The sequence below is a fragment of the Lentzea sp. JNUCC 0626 genome (assembly GCF_043632865.1).
In the GTDB taxonomy this organism is placed as follows: Bacteria; Actinomycetota; Actinomycetes; order Mycobacteriales; family Pseudonocardiaceae; genus Lentzea.
Window position 1 is genome coordinate 10,122,869 of sequence record NZ_CP171635.1, and the last position, 16,337, is coordinate 10,139,205.

General features: G+C 67.5%; 12 protein-coding genes. 5 read left to right on the top strand and 7 right to left on the bottom strand.

What is annotated here, in order from left to right:
* Positions 1–19: 19 nt before the first annotated feature.
* Positions 20–1,219, bottom strand: a complete 1,200-nt coding sequence (locus JNUCC0626_RS47520; RefSeq protein ID WP_394617180.1) for a PucR family transcriptional regulator — start codon at positions 1,217–1,219, stop codon at positions 20–22.
* Between the two features lie 160 nt (positions 1,220–1,379).
* Between JNUCC0626_RS47520 and JNUCC0626_RS47525 the strand changes: the two genes are divergently transcribed.
* From JNUCC0626_RS47525 to JNUCC0626_RS47540, 4 genes are all read left to right on the top strand, one after another.
* Positions 1,380–2,297 (top strand): NAD(P)-dependent oxidoreductase, encoded by a 918-nt coding sequence (locus tag JNUCC0626_RS47525; protein ID WP_394617181.1) that lies wholly within the window; start codon positions 1,380–1,382, stop codon positions 2,295–2,297.
* Entirely contained in the window at positions 2,294–3,751 is a 1,458-nt protein-coding gene (locus JNUCC0626_RS47530) for an aldehyde dehydrogenase family protein (RefSeq protein ID WP_394617182.1), read from the top strand. The genes JNUCC0626_RS47525 and JNUCC0626_RS47530 overlap by 4 nt, the downstream gene beginning before the upstream one ends.
* Before the next feature lie 151 nt (positions 3,752–3,902).
* A complete protein-coding gene (locus JNUCC0626_RS47535) occupies positions 3,903–5,333 on the top strand; it encodes an amino acid permease (protein ID WP_394617183.1) in 1,431 nt (476 codons plus the stop codon).
* Positions 5,334–5,382: 49 nt separating this feature from the next.
* Positions 5,383–6,762 carry a DegT/DnrJ/EryC1/StrS family aminotransferase gene (locus JNUCC0626_RS47540; RefSeq protein WP_394617184.1) on the top strand — a complete coding sequence of 460 codons (1,380 nt, stop codon included), beginning with the start codon at positions 5,383–5,385 and terminating at the stop codon, positions 6,760–6,762.
* A gap of 462 nt (positions 6,763–7,224) precedes the next feature.
* Here JNUCC0626_RS47540 and JNUCC0626_RS47545 read toward each other — a convergent pair whose 3' ends face one another.
* Genes JNUCC0626_RS47545 through JNUCC0626_RS47560 form a run of 4 tightly spaced genes read right to left on the bottom strand, consistent with a single transcriptional unit; the run spans position 7,225 to position 11,291 of the window.
* Complete coding sequence (locus JNUCC0626_RS47545; protein ID WP_394617185.1) at positions 7,225–8,733, bottom strand: non-canonical purine NTP pyrophosphatase; 1,509 nt, start codon at positions 8,731–8,733, stop codon at positions 7,225–7,227.
* The gene (locus tag JNUCC0626_RS47550; protein ID WP_394617186.1) at positions 8,730–9,707 is read right to left on the bottom strand and encodes a beta-ribofuranosylaminobenzene 5'-phosphate synthase family protein; all 978 of its coding nucleotides are present in this window, start codon (positions 9,705–9,707) and stop codon (positions 8,730–8,732) included. The genes JNUCC0626_RS47545 and JNUCC0626_RS47550 overlap by 4 nt, the downstream gene beginning before the upstream one ends.
* A 1-nt stretch (position 9,708) precedes the next feature.
* On the bottom strand, positions 9,709–10,503 hold the full coding sequence (locus JNUCC0626_RS47555; RefSeq protein WP_394617187.1) for a hypothetical protein: 795 nt from the start codon (positions 10,501–10,503) through the stop codon (positions 9,709–9,711).
* Positions 10,503–11,291: a methyltransferase gene (locus tag JNUCC0626_RS47560; protein ID WP_394617188.1), complete on the bottom strand. Its 789-nt coding sequence runs from the start codon at positions 11,289–11,291 to the stop codon at positions 10,503–10,505. The genes JNUCC0626_RS47555 and JNUCC0626_RS47560 overlap by 1 nt, the downstream gene beginning before the upstream one ends.
* A 332-nt stretch (positions 11,292–11,623) precedes the next feature.
* Here JNUCC0626_RS47560 and JNUCC0626_RS47565 point away from each other — a divergent pair, with 332 nt between their 5' ends.
* Positions 11,624–13,693, top strand: a complete 2,070-nt coding sequence (locus tag JNUCC0626_RS47565) for an NB-ARC domain-containing protein (RefSeq protein ID WP_394617189.1) — start codon at positions 11,624–11,626, stop codon at positions 13,691–13,693.
* 40 nt (positions 13,694–13,733) lie between these two features.
* On the opposite strand, the gene JNUCC0626_RS47570 is transcribed toward JNUCC0626_RS47565, so the two are convergent.
* Together JNUCC0626_RS47570 and JNUCC0626_RS47575 are read right to left on the bottom strand one after the other, a co-directional pair.
* Positions 13,734–15,563, bottom strand: a complete 1,830-nt coding sequence (locus tag JNUCC0626_RS47570; RefSeq protein ID WP_394617190.1) for a hypothetical protein — start codon at positions 15,561–15,563, stop codon at positions 13,734–13,736.
* A gap of 60 nt (positions 15,564–15,623) precedes the next feature.
* The gene (locus tag JNUCC0626_RS47575) at positions 15,624–16,316 is read right to left on the bottom strand and encodes an isopentenyl transferase family protein (protein WP_394617191.1); all 693 of its coding nucleotides are present in this window, start codon (positions 16,314–16,316) and stop codon (positions 15,624–15,626) included.
* Positions 16,317–16,337: the final 21 nt, after the last annotated feature.

The following is a 16,337-nucleotide window of genomic DNA, read 5'->3' on the forward strand; positions in this document are numbered from 1 at the left end:
AACGTTCCGAGACGCACCACTAGATCTGCGGGCGAGTGCTCCAGCGGCGCAGTTTGAGCGAGAGGTGGAGCTCGAGCCGTGCGGCACCGACGAGCGGGTCGCTGCCGATGATTTCGCGGATCTTGCCGATGCGGTAGTAGAGGCTGGTGCGGTGGAGGTGAAGCAGGTCGGCCACTTCCTGAATCGTGCCCGGGGAGTCGTAGATCGTTTCCAGGGTCCGGGCGAGGGCTCCTGTGCTGTCCTGAGCTCGAATCGCTTCGAGCATAGGAGAATCCCCGAAGTCGTGATCGCCCGGTGCGATGATCCGATAAGGCCCGATGTCGTCCCAACGCGTCACCGGACCGAGTTCAGGCTCGACGACCGCCACCTGTGCGGCCACCGCGGCGCGGCGGTAGTGGGACGGAAGCGCTTCGGCCGCGGAGATGCCGGTGGAGACGCCGGTCGCCAGGTGTTCCTCGTCCTGTGTTCTCTGGCCGGTGATCGCCTCCGTGAGCCACGTGTGGGCGATCGATCCGGGGTCGGTGTCCCTGTCGGCGCGCAGCAGCAGCACGACGTGGGTGTCGTGCACCACACCCGCGAGGACACCGGGTAGCCGTGCGACCACCTGTTGTGCGGCTACCCGAACTTGGGCCGACTGCGTCCATGTGCGGCCGCCGCTCGTGGCGAACATCGACACGGCGAGGTGGAGACGTTGTGCGCCTCGGACCTTGATGTGCTGCTGCACCCTCTCCTGTGCGGCGGTGTCGCCCTGGTACGCGGCGGTGAAGTCGTTCTCCCTGGCGCGCCGTTCGTCCAGATGCGGGGACGCCGATTCGTACAACAAGGCCGAGAGGACCTCGACCTGATCGGATATCACCCCGACGCCGGCGAGTGCGATCTCACCGGCGTCGTCAGCCTTGTCCGGTACGAGCACGAACAGCAGGCCGACGCGGACTCCACGGCTGATCAGCGGAACGCAAACGCGCGCGTTCATCCCGAGTGCCGCGTTCGCGGGTATCAGCATCGGCGATGCGGCCCGCCAGGCGCCGTGCCGATCCTCCCAATCGCGGACGTCGGCGGGCGCGCGCCGCTGGAGCAACGCCCGGACTCGGGCGTCGTCGGCGCCGCCGTGCTGGGTGCTGTAGGCGACCAGACGTCCGGTCAGGTCGTCGAGCGAGACCCCCGTGCCGAGCCGGTCGGCGATCTCGTCGATCAGATCCTGCGCCTCAGAGGGGAACAACACACTCCTTGTGGCCACGCCGCGGCGCCGGGCACCGGGTTTCTACAAATGTCGAGTGCGCAGTGTGTCACCTCTCGTCATTTGCTCGTCGTGGCCCCGGTCACACCTGCCTAGCGTCTGCAAGCACGAACTCCGGTCGGCGCCACAGCGACGACCGTTGGTGATTGGAGAGCAATTCGTGACCCAAACCGTGGGCTTCATCGGCCTGGGCAACATCGGCAGCCGGGTACTGGTTCATCTGGTCAAGGCGGGCCATGACGTCGCCGTGTTCGACCTGGACCAGGTGGCGGTGGACCGCGCGGTCGCCGCAGGGGCCCGCGCCGTGGAATCGGCAGCAGCGGCCACCGCAGGTTCTGACGTCGTCTTCCTCAGCCTGCCGACACCGTCCATCGTGGACCGAGTGGTCGAGGACATCCTGCCGTCCGCGTCGCACGGTCTGGTGATCGTCGACCACAGCACCATCGACCCGTCCACGAGCCGCCGTCTCGCGCTGCGCGCTCAGGAATTCGGGGCCTCGCTTCTCGACGCACCCGTCAGTGGCGGCGTGCAGGGAGCCGAGGCGGGAACCCTGGCGGTGATGATCGGCGGCACTCCGGAAGCCGTGCAGTACGTCCGGCCGTTGCTCGACACTTACGCGGCCAAGGTCGTGCACGTCGGTCCGTCCGGCAGCGGGCAGGCGCTCAAGCTCGCGAACAACCAGATCACCGCGACCAACATCGTGGCGCTGGGCGAGGGGCTCAGCTCGGTCGTGGCGGCCGGAGTCGACCTCGACATCGCAGTGGAGGTTCTCAGCGCGAGTTCGGCCAACAGCAACGTGCTGAGCGGTTACTTCCCGCGCACGCTGTTCACGGCCGAGCGGCCGACGGGCTTCGCCCTGGACTTCATGCACAAGGACCTCGGTCTGTTCCTCGACGCGGCCTCGCAGGCGAAGCTGCCCACCCCGGTGACCGGTCTGGTCCGGGACCTGTTCAGCATCGGCCAGCGGGACGGCCGCGGCGAGCAGGACTTCACCAGCGTCGTGGAGTTCTACGAGGACTTCACCGGCATCCGCCTGCAGACCAAGGAGAACCCCAAGTGACCACTGTGGACGACACCGCTCGCAAGCAGCTCCAGCTGATCGGCGGTTCCTGGGTCGAAGCCGCTTCCAGCGAGTGGATCGCCGTCGAGAACCCCGGCCGGCGCGAGACGATCGCACTCGTGCCCAGCTCCGGCGAGCCCGAGGTCGAGGCCGCCGTCGCAGCGGCCAAAGCCGCGTTCGGCCACTGGCGGTCGCTCCCCGCACGCGAGCGCGGACAGCTGCTGACCCGGATCGGTGACAAGATCGCCGAGAACGCGGAGGAGCTCGCCCGGCTCATCGCGTCGGAGACCGGCAACGCGATCCGCACGCAGGCCCGCGGTGAGGCGGCCAGTGGTGCCGACATCTTCCGCTTCTACGGACAGATCGCGTCGGAGCAGAAGGGCGAGACGCTTCCGTTCGGCGACGACCTGCTGAGCTACACGGTCCGCGAACCGCTCGGCGTGGTCGGCGCGATCGTGCCGTGGAACGCGCCGGTCACGTTGTCCTCCCTCAAGATCGCGATGGCGTTGGCGATGGGCAACACGATCGTGCTCAAGACCGCGGAGCTGGCTCCGCTCGCCGTGCTGAAGCTCGCCGAGTGGGCCGACGACATCCTCCCGTCGGGCGTCCTGAACGTGCTGACCGGCACGGGCGAGGCCGTGGGGGAGCCGCTGAGCGTGCACCCCGACGTGGCGAAGCTGACCTTCACCGGTTCCACGGGTGTCGGTAAGAAGATCCTCGCCGCCGCGGCGGACCGCATCGTGCCGGTGACGCTGGAACTGGGCGGCAAGTCGCCCGCCATCGTGTTCGCCGACTCCGACAACGACGCCACGGTCGACGGTGTGATCGCGGGGATGCGGTTCACCCGGCAGGGCCAGTCCTGCACCGCGGGGTCGCGCCTGTACCTGCACGAGGACATCTTCGACTCGTTCCTGGAGAAGCTCGTCGCGAAGCTCGCCGGGCTCAAGATCGGCGACCCGCTGGACGAGTCCAGCGACATCGGCGCGATCGTCAGCGAGAAGCAGTACGACACGGTGTGCCGGTACATCCGCTCCGGCATCGAGCAGGGCGGCAAGCTGATCACCGGCGGCCCGGACCGCCCGGTGGACGGCGACGGCTTCTACGTGGCGCCGACCATCTTCGTCGGCGCCGAAGAGGGCTGGGACATCACCAAGGAGGAGATCTTCGGGCCCGTGCTCGTGGTCATCCCCTGGCGTGACGAGGCCGACGTGATCGCCAAGGCCAACGACAGCGACTACGGCCTGGCCGGTTACGTCTGGTCCAAGGACATCACGACCGCGATCCGGACCGCGAATGCCCTCGAGGTCGGCTGGGTGCAGATCAACCGGGGCGGCGGCCAGCTGCCCGGCATGTCCTACGGCGGCAACAAGCAGAGCGGCATCGGCCGGGAGTACTCCGTCGACGGCGCTCTCGCCAGCTTCACCCAGGTCAAGAACGTCACCATCGCGCTCTGACAAGTAGATCCGGCGTCCGCGCCGTCGCAACTGCCGGGCGTCCCGGCCCCCGCCGCTACCGGTCCTGACGAGAGGACCGGCAGCGGGTCAGCCGGTGACGCCCGGCAGTTGCCGTCTCCGCTCCCCATCCACTTCGGACAAAGGCACCGTCATGACAGATGCCCGCTCAGCAACGGAGCTCAGCGATGATGGCCTGGCACAGGGCCTCACCACACGTCACATCCGCATGATCGCCATCGGCGGTGCCATCGGCGTCGGCCTCTTCCTCGGATCTGGCAAAGGCATCGCGTACGCAGGACCCGCGCTGATCGCGGTGTACGCGATCACGGGCCTGTTCATCTTCATCATCATGCGGGCTCTCGGCGAGCTGCTGATGTATCGCCCGGTCACCGGAAGCCTCGCCGAGTACGCCCGCGAGTTCCTCGGCCCCGCGTACGGGTTCATCACCGGCTGGGGGTACTGGATCACCTGGACCATCATCGGCATGGGTGAGCTGACCGCGTCAGGCATCTTCATCAGGTACTGGTTCCCCTCGGTACCTCAGTACCTGATCGTGTTGATCGGCTTGCTCGCACTCGTCGCCCTGAACCTGGTCAAGGTAGGCGTCTTCGGTGAGGCCGAGTTCTGGTTCGCCTCCATCAAGATCATCGCGATCGTCGGCCTCATCGCCGGTGGCACCGCGGTACTCCTGTTCGACCTCGGCCCGGCCGGCCAGACCGGCGGCCTGAGCAATTTGTGGGACCACGGAGGGTTTGCGCCACAAGGCCTTCCCGCGGTTCTGCTCGCGTTCCAGATCGTGGTGTTCTCCTACCAGGGCGTCGAGCTGATCGGAATGACGGCCGCGGAGACCAAGGACCGCGAGCGCGTGCTGCCCCGCGCGATCAACTCGGTCCCGTGGCGGATCGGCGTCTTCTACCTCGGCACCCTGATCGTGCTCCTGTCGTTGTTCCCCTGGGACCAGTTCAGCGCTGCGGAGAGCCCGTTCGTCAAGGCGCTCGCGCACGTGGGGCTGCCAGCGGCGGCGAGCATCATGAACTTCGTCGTCACCGCGTCCGCACTGTCCGCCTGCAGCGCCGGGCTGTTCAGCAACGGCCGGTTGCTCAAGAAGCTCGCTGCGGACGGCCTGGCGCCCAAGCGCTTCATCAAGACCAACAGCGGCCACGTTCCCGCCGCCGGGGTCATCGCGTCCGGTGCGGTGATGTTCATCGGTGTGCTGATCAACGCGGTCGTGCCGGAGAAGGCCTTCGTCTACATCTCCTCGGTCGCCACGCTCGGCGCGATCTGGAGCTGGGGCGTCATCGTCGCCTGCCACCTCGTCTACCGGCGCCGCCTCAAGCGGGGAGAAGTCCGTTCCAGCAGCTTCCGCCTTCCCTTCGCGACGCCGTTGTGCTGGATCACCCTCGGATTCCTGGCCTTCGTCACCGTTCTGCTCGCCTTCGACCCGGCTCAGCGGATCGCGCTCTACGCGCTGCCGATCTGGGCTCTGGTTCTCGTAGGCGGCTATCAGTTGGTCAAGCGCAGGCAGGGCGCGGCAGACGGGCCGGCCCCGGCCGCCGTACCCGCGCTCGACTCCGTCGACTGATGCGAATTCACATCGTGCACTCCAGCACCGTCCACAGGAGATCGGATCGATGAAAGCCGGTATCGCACCGGACACCTCGGCAATCGCGCCGTGGGCCTCCGCTGCTGCACAGGAACGCTTGCGCGGCCTCGAAAACGCACACGACGAGCGCGCCAGTGCCTATGTCACCTCGGCTGTGACCGAGACGATCGCCCGTCATCGACGACGGGCCGACGACACCGGAATTCCGCTCTACGCAGGCACGAACGTGCTCTCCCCGAACGTTCTGGCGGCACACGACACGGGGCTGTCCACCCGGCCCGCTTTGGGCTGGCCGGGAGAGAAGCTGCAAACCGGGACCCAGGACATCGAGCACCTCGAAGTCGTTGCGATGCAACAGGTCGCCCGTTCTTTACGGGCGAGGTACGCCGAAGTGCGGTTCGTCACCGCGACGATGGCCAACCTCGCGACTTACATCGCGTTCGCAGAGCCTGGCGACACGATCGCCGTGCTGTCCCCGGAGGCGGGCGGGCACGCCAGCCATCAGGGAGCCGCTGGCACGGCGGGTGTCCGCGGGCTGAAAGTCGAACACCTGCCCTACTCGGCAGGGGCTTTCGACGTCGACGTGAGCGCTGTGGAGGAGTTCGTGCGCTCCGTACGCCCGAGGATCATCCTGGTCGGTGGAAGCGTGACCCTGTTCCCTCACAACCTGGAGCCGATCAAGGCGGCGGCACGCAAGATCGGCGCGGTGGTCGTCTACGACGCGTCCCACACCGCCGGCCTGATCGCCGCGGGACTGTTCCAGGACCCGCTCGCCGAGGGCGCCGACGTCGTCACCTTCTCCACGTACAAGACCTATGGAGGACCGGCTGGCGGCGCTGCCGTGACGAACGATCCCGAGCTCGCTGAACGACTCTCCCACGCTGCTTACCCGGTCCTGCTGTCGAACTACGATCCGGCTCGGCTGGGTCCGCTCGCGATCGCCGCGTCCGAGGCGGTCGAGCAGTCACCGGCCTGGGCCGTTCCCACGACCGAGTACGCCGCCGAACTGGCGGCACGGCTGGACTTCGCCGGTCTGGCGGTGGCCGGGCGTGGCCGCCACTACAGCCGGACCCATCAGGTCGTGCTGGACGTAGGCTCCTTCGGCGGCGGTCCCGATGTGGTGCGGCGACTGGAAGGCGACGGGATCCACGCCGGCGCCTGCCGGTTGCCCTGGCAGCACCCGGCGGCTCCACCGCAAGGGGTGAGGCTGGGCAGCCAGGAGTTCGTTCGCCGCGGCGCCGGGTTCGACTCGATCCCCGAACTCGCAGAGCTCGTCGCGCGCTCGGTGATGGGGCCGGACCGCGTACCGGATCCGGGCGCCGCTCACCGGCTCCGGGCACGGATCACCAGGGACCTCTGGGGCCGACCCGGCGGTGCCGCGCAGCTTCGGGACGAACGGCCGCTCTGACGGTGATCGGTTGGCATCGCTCAGATTCGTGCGCATCCGGCTGTCACGGCCTGGCTGGTCGCTCCTCTGGTTTCTCGACAGTCGGACGGAGGACGCGGTGAGGGGCTGACTGAATCAGTCTCACCGTTCGAGGAACACAACGGTCGGTCCTGGCTGAATCGGCAGCCAGGGCCGACCTCACGCGCTTTTCGTCAGGGTGTCGCGTTGCCAGAGGGGGAGGACACGCCTCCATTGTCCTCTTGGGATGGTGGAGCTTCCGGTGGACGAGGACGCGGTCGACCGTGCGTTCCGGGATTCTTCGGAGTTTTTTCCGTCTGGCGCGGACGTGTGCGCGGATCTGTCGCGCCTACCATGTGGGCAGCAGCTGCGAAGCTGACGTCACCTGCGGGGTGGCGTCCGCTGGCTGCCGGGCCCCATGACCTCCGGCAGCCAGCGGCAGGCTCCGGCGGGGGTGCAAGCTGATCACTTCGGCGCGTAGCGGTTGTGCCGCCGTTTGCTGGTCGTGGGCGGTGTCATGTCGACGAGTTCTTGCACCAGAGTTCCGCGACCAGTGAGCTCCAACGCTCCGTCGAGGGTGACGGTGGAAGTCACCAGGTCGGGGAACTCGATCAGGAGCTTCTCGAGGTCTCCTGCGTCGAGCGCTCTGCGGACTGCGTTCCGCCGGCTGGTCAGAGCGGGCTTGCCGAACTCTCCGTCTTGGGCGACAACGGCGCGTGCAGCCGCGTCCAGGAGCTCACTCACGCCTTTAGTGTTGCCGATGTAGCAGTCCGCGATGACGTCGGCGTACTTGGCGGCGCCGTACTCCATGTCACGTGCCGAGTCGTTGGCGAAGGTCTGCGGGGCGACGTCATCGCCTTCTCGCACGCGCTCGATGATCCTCACGTGCCTGGACATGTCAGTGGCTTCCACGAACCACACGACGCAGCGCCTGCCTGCTTCGTCGGCCTTCTTCTTCAGGTACAGCAGGCCTTCCAGCGTCCGGGCCCCGGTGTAGACGAGCGGGCCGTCTCCCCGTTCGAACTCAGGCCACACGGCCAGGCGTTCCACGGCGTCCCGGCCGCACCTGTCGAACAGCTCGTCCGCGAGTTCGAAGCCGGATCGCCCGTTGATTCCCTGCTGGGCGGCCAGTTTCGCGACCAACGCACTGCCTTCGAGGTGTGGCAGGTCGTGGGCCATGGTGAGGTAACGGCCGATCGTGGTCTTGCCCGCTCCGATCTTGCCCACGACGACGACGAGGCTGTCCACCCTGAGATCGGACACCAGGCTCATCTGCCCGGGCACACGCGTTCTGCGGCGCCTGAAGAGGGATCCGGCCGACTTGCCGACCGCCTGGTACTCCTGCAGCCGGACGGCCACCGCGTGGAGGCATCGTTCGCGGTAGTCGAACTTCCGGGATTCCTCGTAGCTCATCGCGGCCAGCGGCCGGTTGCCGCCGGCCGGGACGAACCAGGAGCTGAAGTCGCGCTTGCCGAGCCACGGATACGCCACGTTGCTGTCGCCGGTGGCGGGGACGTCGGCGACAGCACCCGTCTGGACACCGGAGAAGAAGACGAACCTGCCCAGTTCCGGAACGTGCAGAGCGATGTCGGATCTGACCGTCGCGGTGCGGTCACCCCCAGCGTCCTCGATCTGCGCGACCAGTTCCGCGTGCGTGGTACCCGCGAACCATTCTTTGGTCTGCTGTCCGGGAAACTCGTCGGCGGACTTGCTCAGCGCGTGGATGCGAACGGTCGTGTCCTCGATGAACACGATCCTGGGCCCGCCGGCCCGGTCGATGATCTCCCTGAGCCCCACGCTGAGGAACTCTTCCCGCTCGAGCCCGTACGGCTCGGTGTACTCGTTGCGGTGCGTGAGCATCTGGGCGACCTCGAAACCGTGCTGGCGCAGGACGAGCCGGGCCTGCGCCAGCTTGCCGAGGTTCGACGTCGCGAAGTAGATGGTGGTCAGCACGGAGTCCTCTGGAATGGTCAACTTTCACGCACCTCGCAGGAGGCTCCGCTGGTGCGGAACTCGAACGGGCCTGCGGCTGAGCATCCGTTCAGGTCGAGGCCGATCTCGGTCACCGCGGTGGCGGCGTCGTGCACCAGGAACACCGCGGGGCCGAGGCTGCTCAAGCCCGCTGCGAGTCCGAGTTCCCACGCGTCGGCGATGACCTGCCGAACCGACTCCGGCTGCGCGGCGATCTCCGCCTGCTTGAAGCCGCGGCGCTGGTAGCCGGCGAGACTTCGCGCGAACGCGGGCAGATCCGCCTCGGCCAGCGCGGGCAGCATCCCGTGGTAAAGGTGCGCTATCTGCCACAGCACGTCCTCGCTGGATACAGGTGTGTTCGACCGGAAGAACCCGCCTTCGGCGTCCGGTGCCACTGTCGGCCGCAACTCCGGGATCACCAGCGATATCCGCCAGTCGGCAGGTATCGGCCACGATCCCGTCGTCGTCGATGGTGGACGGTCCTGGGGGTCGTGCGACGGCCGGTAACACCCGTCAACCGGGTGTCCCCGTTGACCCGCGTCGACGACGAATCCTCCGGTGAAGAACGCGGCGGAGCCTACACCGGAGGTGCGACCCCTCCCGCTCAGCTTCACCAGATCGGCTGGTGACGTCGGCCAATCGTGCAACCTGGCCACCGCCGCCAGCGCGGACAGGACAGTTGCGGTGCCTGCCCCGAACCCGACGTGAGCAGGCAGAGCAGCTGTGATCGACAGCGCCGCGCGGGTGTCGAGCCCCGCGGCTGCCGCCCGCTCGAACGCGGCGGTCACCTTGAGTCGAGTGAGAGGTTCGGAGTCTGAGGTGAGCCCGAACCTCGGGGAGCGCTCGGCGCGCGTCCTGACCGGCCAAGCCGAGAACGACGCTCCGGCACCGCCATAGGCCCGTGGCGTCACGGAGCCCAGATCGATCAAACCGAAGTGCACCCAGGGGTAGGCGATCAGTGAGACCTCACGCGCCATCTCAGACGTCCGTCGGGATCGGTGCGCGGGACAGCGCGTCGTTCGACCAGATCTCCTCGAAGTGGTCCACCAGGCGCTCGTACATGTAGCCGGGGCGCTTGACGATCATCGTCGGGAGATTGCGGCTCGCGCGTCCGGACTGGCCGCTCAGGATCAGGTACGGGCCCCAGAACGACTCGTCGTCGATTCGGAACATGTTCACGCTGGGCAGCGTCTTGGCCAGCCGCAGATCGAACCGCACCTGGGCGTCCGACCATAGCGGCCGGGTCTCTTCGATGAACCGGCGGATCTCGTCGTCCGTCTTTCCGGCGTTGTTCCGCTCCTCGCGATCACGCAGCGCGGTGAAGGAGGTGCCGAGCCCCGCCGTTGACGGCTCGACGAGGAGCACACGCACTTCCGCACGTGTCGACCACTCGCGGAACCTCTCGGAGAAGTCCTCCCGCAGAGCGTTGAGGCCGTATCCCATGATGTCGATCCTGTGGGAGGCGCGGGAGATCCTCGCCTCGTACTCGGTCTTGATCTGGATGGACCGGTGTGGAAAGGCGGTCACGAAGCCGAACTCGTCCATCGCCTTTCGCCGTTCCGCGTCCTCCTCGCTGAAGACGATCCACCCGAACACGATCATTCCGCTGATGCCGGTGGCGATGACGGACGTGCCGACGGCCACGCCGATCGATCCACCGACCGCGGAGATGAACGCGCCGAGCAGTACCAGCAGGACGTGGGCGGAGAGGTAGACGACCGTGCGCACCCGCCTGATCGAGACGCGGACCCTGTCGGCGAACCCTCTGCTCATCACACCCCCCTGCACGCGGTGAACACCTGATAGGCGTCGTGCGTCGTGGTGACTTCAGGGCGGGAGTACCCGGCCGACTCGATCATGCGGAGGTACTCGGTCCGGCTTCGTTCGCGTCCGCCGAACAGGACGTGCATGTCCAGGTTCCGGGCGGAGTGCCGGAGAACCGCCGGGTCGAAGGCACGCTCGATGATCACGATCGAGGATCCCGGCCGGCCCGATTCGCGGCACGAACGGAGCAGGAACGCCGCCTCCGCGTCGGCCAGGTCGTGCAGGATGCTTCCGAGCAGGTAGACGTCCGCCGGCGGAGGCGGGGCGATTGGCTCGGCCGGCACGATCAGCAGGTCGACACCGGACTCGTGGCCGGTGCCGCACCACCAGCCGGCGTCGTCGTAGGTCTCCAGGAGCACACCGTTCCAGCGTGCCCCGGCCACGGCCAGCGCCCGCGCCAGGTAGTGGCCGGGTCCTCCGCCGACGTCGACGATGCGGCCCGCCGGCAGGGTGAACAGCTCAGGTGCGAACACATTGGCCGTCGTCGCCCGGCTCACCATGTGCTCGTCGAACGCGCGCGAGAGCGACCTGTCAGCCCGGATCTCGGACCAGGTCCGGGCGGCGCGATCCGAGGAGCTGTCGCCGTCTCCGGCCACGAGTCGCGGCAACTCGGCGCGCTTCCGAGCGAGGAACCGCTGAAGGGGATCGTCGCTGCGCTGGGCTCGTTCTACGAACTCCGCGGGGCTGGGAACCAGCTCGGGCTGAGAAGTCCGGCTGTGACGGATCTCGGGTGTCACCGTCCGCCAGAACAGCCTGAGGTGGTGAACCAAGGCTCCTCTCAACCCTGCCGGCTCCGGTGGCCGCCCGTCGGCACACGACAGGGTGGCGAAGTCGAAACCGACTGCTTCGGCTGCGAGAAGCGCATAAGGGGTGAGGGCATCGTGCTCGGCGAGGTCGATCTGGCCCACCGCGTCACCCCTCCTCGGAGATCGAGGTCCGACGGATGCTACTCGCGCTGGGTGAATCTGCCACGCGGAAACGACCTGCGAGTTGTCACTACGCGTGCCCAACTCGTGACGTGCCCGATAGGCTGTCGGAATCGATCTTTGCCGGAGCGTGGAGGCGCGACGTGGCGGACGAATCCGACGTGACGAACGCGATGAGCGGCGCTGCGGGCAACGTTGTGCAGGCAGCTCACGTCGGTGAGATCCACCTGCACTCCGGTCCCCGGGATCCCAGGCCTCGCCAGCTTCCTGGCGCGATCACGAAGCTGGTCAACCAGAAACGAGTGCTTCGCCAGCTGGACGAGGCGTTGGACGCGGTCGGTGACGACGGCCCGGTCGTCAGGGTGCTGCGCGGGCAACGAGGCAGTGGCAAGTCGACGGTCGCGTTGCACTGGTTGCACGGCAACGCGGCTCGTTTCCCCGACGGTCAGCTCTACGCGAACCTGGGAGCCTGGACCGATCAGACCAGCGCGCCGGCCGAGGTGCTGGCGGGCTTTCTCGCCGGGCTGGGGGTCGATCGCTCGCAGATTCCCGCCGACCTTGAATCACGCACGAGCATGTTCAGGTCGTTGACCCACGACAGGTCGTTTCAGATATTGCTCGACGACGCCGTGACCCCCGCGCAGGTGCGCTCGTTGCTGCCGGGCAGGGGACCTTCGATGGTCTTGGTCACCGGCCACGGGTCGTTCGGCACGCTGCTGCAGAGCAACGCGGCACAGGTCGACGTCCAGCCCCTCGAGGACGAGATGGCCATCGTTCTGCTGCGGACGTTCGCGGGAGACCGGATCGACGAGGAGCCGACGGCGCGCGATGCCCTGGTCTCGATGTGCGCCGGACTGCCGTCAGCCCTGTGCGTCGTCGGAGTCCTGCTCGCAGAGTCGTCGCATCTCGCGTTGGCGGAACTGGTCGACGAGCTGAACGATCCGGCGACCGGGATCACGAGCGTCACCGTGGGCGGCGAGCCGTCGCTCGGCATGGTGTTCGACGCGGGGTACAGCAGGCTCGGCCGCCTCGCTCAGCGCACTTACCGCGTGCTGGGCTTGCATCCGCACGGTGACGACGTGTCGGTCGCGGCGCTGGCGGTCGCACTGGGAGTGCCCGACGCGTCCCTTCGCCCCGTGATCCGCGAGCTTCACCACCTGCGCATGGTCGACCAGCATCGTGCGGGCCGTGTGACCATGCACAAACTGGTCCACGAACACGCCAGGTCGGTCGCCGGCGCGGTGGAGGAGTCCTCGGCACGTCTTGCCGTCGAACGGGCGTACGTGGCTTGGTATGTGACCGGCGCGATCACCGCCGATGCCGCGCTCCTGCCGCAGCGGCCCTGGCGTGCCGAGTTCTTCCCTGGGGCGATCGTGGACGGTTCTCATCCTGCTGCCGCGGACGCGGGCGCGTGGATGCGCGCGGAACGGACCAACCTGCGTTCCGCCGTCGCGTTGGCGTTCAAGCTCGGGGAGCTGGAGTCCGTACTGCGGCTGTGCGTGTCGCAGTGGTGGCTGTTCCTGGCGGAGAAGTACGCCGACGACCTGCTGGCCACCCATGCCCGGGGCCTCCAGGCGGCCGACGGCCTGGGTGCGGACGTGGTGAAGGCGCTTCTGCTCGTGCAGGAAGGGTTCGCTCATCGCGGGTTCGGCCGGTTCCGCGACGCGATCACCGTGTGCACCGAGGCGATCCGGCTCGCGGAGAGTGCGCGCAGAGCGGACCTCGCCGCTACCGCGCAGGAGTGTGCCGGGCTCGCCGCGTTCGACGCCGGAGACGTCCCGCAGGCGGTGGCGTTGTTGCGACGCAATCTGGAGCTGGCCGAGAACATCGGTGACCCGCGGCGGATCGCCCTGGCGTGCTTGCACGGAGCCAAACCGGAAGCTCCGGAACGGGCACTCGTTCTGCTCGACCGCGCGTATGAAGGGTTCCGATCGCTTCCTGTGCCGGAGCCGCAGAACCTGGCGAAGGTGTTGCTGTGGCAAGGCCGGAAGCTGGGGGTCGAAGGTGGCCCGCGGCTGCGGGAAGCGCTCTCCCTGGCCACCGAGCACAAGCACCAGGCTGATCGCGCGGAGGTCCTGGAAGCGCTGGCAGAGCTGGAGAACGACGTCGCCGTAGCGGTTGAGCTGTACCGCGAGGCGTTGATGATCTATGAGGAGCGAGGTCTGGTGCGATCGGCGCTAGCGGTCCAGGAACGACTCACTGACCTGAACTGAACCGCGCGCCAGATCGCTTGTTCACCGAGTCGAAGTTTCCTCAACTGGGTGGCGGGCCGTGCTGTTCGCCGACAGCTGGCTGCGACTCGACGACCTCCGGTCGGTCGGCCTGCGGTAGTCCGCTGGAACATCGGCATGGAGCCGGGCGCGCATCAACCTGATGAGTCTTGCCACCGAGAAGGATCTCGACACGGCGGGGCAGTTCGCACGCCTTGCTGCCGCCGGCGATCCAGGCGAAGACCACGGAAGCCAGAACCGGTCCGGCATGACCGGTGTGCTCGAAGCGCACCAAGTGTCCGTCGCGGTCGCCGACGAGCCAGGTTCCGTCTGGACCGGGGCGCGTCACCAGCGCCGAGCCCGGCAGCGCGCTCAACGTCTCGCCGATCCAGTCTGTCGTCCGGCTGGAAGTGTTGTGCACGATGACATCGGCGAGCTGCAACGCGCTTTTGGCCGGCTCGTCCGTGCTGACCACCAGGTGGGCGCCATCGGCGAGCGGTCGGCCGTGCTCGACCGCGTTGTCGGAGAGACGCACGGCCGTGGCGCGGAGAGACTGGTCCTGGCGTTCGAGGGTGACGTGCACCTGCTGCACCGCCGGGAGTGACGGACTGGTGACGGGTATTGGGACAGCTGCCGGTTCAGCCGGGATGGTCGGCTCTTCCAGGCGAAGCAGGCGATAGAGCTCGCTGCGCAGCAGGGCGTGAGCCTTGAGCGGTGCGGAGGTGGTGAGGTCGGCCAGGCGGTCGAGGTGGGCATCTCGGCGCCGTGTCGTCGCGCGGTCGATCTGCGGGCGCAGAGGTTGCCCGGAATCGAGTGCGTCGGCGACGGCGAGGAACCTGCCGATCGCCGAGACGGGATCAACGGTCTCGTGCGGGCGTTCGGCCAGCAGAACAGGCCTGCCCAGCGAGGCTCCGTAGAACGTGACCGAGCCGTGGTCGCCGACTACCAGGTCTGCGGCGACCAATCCGGCCCGCCAGCCCTCGTCGGCGGGGAAGACGTGCACACCGGACCGCACACAGGCGTTCAGCCACCTGCGGATCTGCCAGGGTGTGTGCGCCGACCAGATGTTCGGGTGCAGCGCGACCGCGATCGCGTAGTCGTCCAGCGGGAGTTCGGAGCGGAGCCTGGAAACGAGCTCGGGCTGCTTGCCGTGCAGAGAGCTCGGCCCCCACGTGGACGAGACGAGGATCAGACGTTGCGATGAGCCGACACCGAGCGCGTCGCGGTACAGGGAACGCAGCGGTGTGCTGGCGAGCATCCGGTCGAAGCAGGGATCGCCGGCGACGACGGCCACCGCTGCTGCTTCGGGGCAGGACTGGCGAAGCCGGTCGAGCTGTTCAGGGTGGGACAGCACCAACGAGGACGCGATCGGACGGCCTTGGTGCAGCAACCATTCCGGGGCCATCCCGAAAACCGGTTTCCGGTTTCCGGTTTCCGGTTTCCGGTTTCCGGTTTCCGGTTTCCGGTTTCCGGTTTCCGGTTTCCGGTTTCCGGTTTCCGGTTTCCGGTCCAAGTATTTATTGTATCCAATTCCGTGGGGAATGATTATCAGAGGAACGCGCAACTTGTTCAGTGGACCGCCGTGGCTGGCGGCCACGGCGAGGTCGAACCGTGTCTCGGAAGCCAGCTTCCAAGGCACGGGAGTGACCTCGCGCGCGGAGAAGTACTCGACGATCTGCCCGTGGAACGGCGACGACTCGGGGCACGTGAAATGCACCTGGATGCGCGGGTCGTCGGCAATGACCGGGAGGATGTCGAAAAGCCGGGTGGCGGCGGTCACGTTGTGCACCACGGCGAGGACGGTCCGCTCGATCACCGAGGTGGTCCACGGGGAATTCCTGTCGAGTACCTCGGGCCGTTGCGCGTTGAACACAACCTGCGATCCTAGCTTCGTTCGCCGGTGGGGTCGGCCCGAGCTGGAAGTGTCGTCCTGCTACCTGTCGCCCACCGTCAGCGACGGGCTGTGGCTCCGGCCGAACAGCTGGCTGAACACGTCGCGCTGCTCGTAGCTGTGCTCGAAGTGGACGAGTGCGACTCGTTTGGCGAGTTCAGCGACTTCGGCCTCCTCGGCGTGGGGGAGGTCTTCTGGGCGGGTACTGGTTTCGCCGCACCAGGCCAGCACGGCCTCCGGCCCGTTGATCGAGGCCACGAACGCGTGCTGGGCCTGGTGTTGCCAGGCCTTGGCGATCTCGTCGAGCATGCCGTTCCTGAGCATCTGTTCGGATCGTGCGCGCAGGCGGGTCAGATGCGCCGACCAGTCGAGGGGTTCGAGCACTCGGGTGTCCAGCTGGAACGGGAACCGGCCCCGGCACGCCGCGAATCTGCGCAGAAGTGAGAGGGATCCGCCTTCCACGATCACGTGTTCGTTGTTGCGGATCAGCAACTCCACCGCCCTCAGGAGGGCGGCCGCTGCCTCGTGAGTGGGGTAGTCGCCGTCGGTCACCGTTCGTTCGGCGATGTGGTGGCGGCCTTCGGCGTCGAGCCGGGCGCTGGTCACCGGCAGGTCGAGGTAGCACTGGATCCGATCGGCCACGACGACGGGAGCGCCGTGCTCATCGGCGAGGTTCATGGCGACCTCTGACTTTCCGGCTCCGGTCGGGCCGGCGACGAGGTGGACATAATTCATTGTCGAACTCCCTGGGGTAAG